At 64.8% G+C, this 3,525-nt stretch carries 4 protein-coding genes; all 4 read left to right on the top strand.

Going from position 1 to position 3,525, the window contains the following annotated elements:
* A partial coding sequence (locus AC1D00_RS32100) for an ABC transporter ATP-binding protein (protein ID WP_477013421.1) occupies window positions 1-754 on the top strand: 754 nt, incomplete at its 5' end.
* Between the two features lie 4 nt (window positions 755-758).
* Complete coding sequence (locus AC1D00_RS32095; protein ID WP_135178452.1) at window positions 759-2,156, top strand: enolase-like domain-containing protein; 1,398 nt, start codon at window positions 759-761, stop codon at window positions 2,154-2,156.
* A complete protein-coding gene (locus AC1D00_RS32090; protein ID WP_477013420.1) occupies window positions 2,153-3,304 on the top strand; it encodes a Gfo/Idh/MocA family protein in 1,152 nt (383 codons plus the stop codon). The genes AC1D00_RS32095 and AC1D00_RS32090 overlap by 4 nt, the downstream gene beginning before the upstream one ends.
* Window positions 3,305-3,314: 10 nt before the next feature.
* The coding region (locus AC1D00_RS32085; protein WP_477013419.1) for a DUF993 family protein at window positions 3,315-3,525 on the top strand (211 nt) is incomplete at its 3' end.

Raw genomic sequence — 3,525 nt, 5'->3', positions numbered from 1 at the left:
GCTGTCAGGTGTGTCGAAGACCTACCGGACGCGCGACGGCGACGTGCCGTCGCTGCGGCCGCTCGATTTTGACATCAACGAGGGCGAGTTCTTCGTCGTGGTCGGCCCAAGCGGCTGCGGCAAGTCCACGCTGCTCAAGCTGATCTCGGGGCTGCTGCCGCCGACGTCAGGCGAGATCCTGGTCGAGGGCGAGAAGGTGACGAAGCCGCACGGCAATGTCGGCATCGTCTTCCAGAACGCGCTGCTGCTGCCCTGGCGGAACATCCTTTCCAACGTGATGCTGCCGATCGACATGAAGCGGCTGCCGCGGCAAAAATATCTCGAGCGTGCCAAGGCGCTGCTGAAGCTGGTGGGGCTGGAAGGCTTCGAGAAGAAGCTGCCGTGGCAGCTCTCCGGCGGCATGCAGCAGCGTGCCTCGATCTGCCGTGCGCTGGTGCACGACCCCAAGATCATGCTGATGGACGAGCCGTTCGGCGCGCTCGATGCGCTGACGCGCGAGCGCATGAATGTCGAGCTGATGCGGATCCAGCGCGAGACGAAGAAGACCGTGCTGCTGATCACGCATTCGATTCCGGAGGCCGTGTTCCTCGCCGACCGCGTGCTGGTCATGACCGAGCGTCCCGGCGCGGTCGCCGCGATCTACGACGTGCCGCTGCCGCGCCCGCGTTCGCTCGACGTGATGGCCGATCCTGTCTTCACCGAGCTGGTGCAGCGCATCCGCAAGCATTTCTTCTCACAAGGTGCACTGGACTAAAGCCATGGCGCCGCGCCTGAAGCTGCGAGACATCGCATTCTTCGAACGTCCCGTGCAGTTCGCGCGGCCGTTCCGCTTTGGCGCGATCACGCTTCACGCGACGCCGCAGCTGTTCGTGCGGGTCGAGATCGAGGTCGAGGGCAGGGGAACCGCGGTCGGTGCCAGTGCCGAACTGCTGGTGCCGAAATGGTTCGACAAGCGGCCGGAGCTGTCGCCGGCGCAGACGGTCGACGGTCTGCGCCGCTCGCTTGAGATCGCGCGCGGTCTTTATTTGGCGCGGACCGGATATCTGACCGCGTTCGACCTGCATGCGTCGTGCATCGGCGCACAGATTGCGACCTGTGCGAAGAAGAACATTCCACCGCTTGCTGCGGCTTACGGCCCTGCGGAGATCGACAAGGCGGTCCTCGATGCGGTGCTGCGTGCCGTGGAGACCAACTTCTTTGACGGCATGGCCGGCAACATTGCCGGCATCGATGCGCGGCTGTCGCCTGATTTGAAGGAAACGGATATCACAACGTTTCTTGCCGGCCGCAAGCCGCTGCCGCGGGTTGCTATCAGGCATACCGTCGGCCTCGACGATACGGTGGAAGGTAAGGACGGCGTCGCCGACGCTCATGAGAACGCCGGTGCGCGTTACTTCAAGCTGAAGCTGTCGGGCGATCCCGCAGCCGACGCAGCGCGGCTGGCGCGGATCGGCAAGGATCTCGATACGCTCGGACACGGCTACAAGGTGACGCTCGATGCGAACGAGCAGTACGCCGATCTCGCGGCGCTTCAGGCGTTGATCGATCGGCTCGATCGTGACCCCGGCCTTGGACCGATCGCTTCGCGGTTGCTCTATATCGAGCAGCCGATGCCGCGTGATATCACACGGCAGTCGCCGCTCGGCTCGCTCGCCGCGCGCGGTTTCATCATCGATGAGGCCGACGATTCCTACGATGCCTTCCCAGCCGCTCGGGCACTCGGCTATCACGGCATCTCCTCGAAGTCCTGCAAGGGGCTCTACAAGTCCGTCGTCAACGCGACGCGCGCGGCGAAGTGGAGTGCGGACGGAGGGACGTTCTTCGTGACCGGCGAGGACCTGACCTGCCAGGCCGGCCTTGCCGTGCAGCAGGATCTCGCGCTCGGCGCCTTCCTCGGCATCGCCCATGCCGAACGCAACGGCCACCACTACGTCGACGGCTTTGGCGATACGCCCGCCGCGGAAGCCCAGGCCTTCGCGGCCGCGCATCCCGATCTCTATGCCGATGCCGGCCACGGCATCCGGCTCTCCATTCACGACGGCGATCTCCTGACGGGATCGCTTCATGCAACGGGCTTTGCGACGTCGGTCCATCCGGACTGGTCGGCACTCCGCCCGCTCGAACAGCCAAAGTCACTTCAGGAGCAACTGGCATGACCACCCAACGCCTCGGCCTCATCATGAACGGCGTCACCGGCCGGATGGGGCTCAACCAGCATCTGATCCGCTCGATCGTCGCGATCCGCGACCAGGGCGGCGTCCGCCTGAAGAACGGCGACCGCGTGATGCCGGATCCGATCCTGGTCGGCCGCAGCGCCGACAAGGTCGAGGCCCTCGCCAAGCGGTTCAACATCGCGCGCTGGACCACCGACCTCGACGCTGCGCTCGCCGACAAGAACGACACCATGTTCTTCGACGCCGCGACCACGCAGGCGCGTCCGGGCCTTCTGACCCAGGCCATCAATGCCGGCAAGCACGTCTATTGCGAGAAGCCGATCGCGACGAACTTCGAGGAGGCCCTCGAGGTCGTCAAGCTCGCCAACGCCAAGGGCGTCAAGCACGGCACGGTGCAGGACAAGCTGTTCCTGCCGGGCCTCAAGAAGATCGCCTTCCTGCGCGACTCCGGCTTCTTCGGCCGCATCCTCTCGGTGCGCGGCGAGTTCGGCTATTGGGTGTTCGAGGGCGGCTGGCAGGAGGCGCAGCGGCCGTCCTGGAATTACCGCGACGAGGACGGCGGCGGCATCATCCTCGACATGGTCTGCCACTGGCGCTACGTGCTCGACAACCTCTTCGGCAACGTCCAGAGCGTGGTCTGCATCGGCAACACCGACATTCCGGAGCGTTTTGACGAGCAGGGCCGGAAGTACAAGGCGACTGCGGACGATTCCGCCTATGCCACGTTCCAGCTCGAGGGCGGCGTCATTGCCCACATCAACATGTCCTGGGTGACGCGCGTCTATCGCGACGACCTTGTCACCTTCCAGGTCGACGGCACGCTCGGCTCGGCCGTCGCGGGCCTTTCGGACTGCATGATCCAGGCGCGGCAGGCTACCCCGAGGCCGGTGTGGAATCCCGACGAGAAGCGGCTGCACGATTTCTACGGCGACTGGCAGAAGCTGCCGGACAATGTCTCCTACGACAACGGCTTCAAGGAGCAGTGGGAGATGTTCATCCGTCACGTCTACGAGGGCGCTCCTTACAAGTTCACGCTGCTCGAAGGCGCCAAGGGCGTGCAGCTTGCCGAATGCGCGCTGAAGAGCTGGAAGGAGCGGCGCTGGATCGACGTCGCCCCGATCAAGGCCTGAGGAGGGAAGTATGAACAAGCCCGTCCTGCCAATGTCATCCCTATCGTTGAAGCTGCCGAAGGCCGACCGGTCCATCGAGACCTACCGGCTCGCGGCCTCGCGAACATTCCCGGCGAAGCTCGAGGGACCGCTGAACCGCATCGCGTTCTCGGCCGTGCACACGGTGGCCGATCCCTTCGCCGACAATGACCCGTGGCTCTCCGTCGCTGTTGACTGGGACA

The sequence above is a fragment of the Bradyrhizobium sp. P2_E8 genome (genome assembly GCF_056403875.1).
The sequence above is the reverse complement of the archived record's forward strand: the minus strand, read 5'-3'. Positions and strand labels throughout refer to the sequence as shown.

Coding starts and splice junctions, on each gene's coding strand:
- AC1D00_RS32095 (WP_135178452.1), top strand. CDS start 759: ATGGCGCCGCGCCTGAAGCTGCGAGACATCGCATTCTTCGAACGTCCC.
- AC1D00_RS32090 (WP_477013420.1), top strand. CDS start 2,153: ATGACCACCCAACGCCTCGGCCTCATCATGAACGGCGTCACCGGCCGG.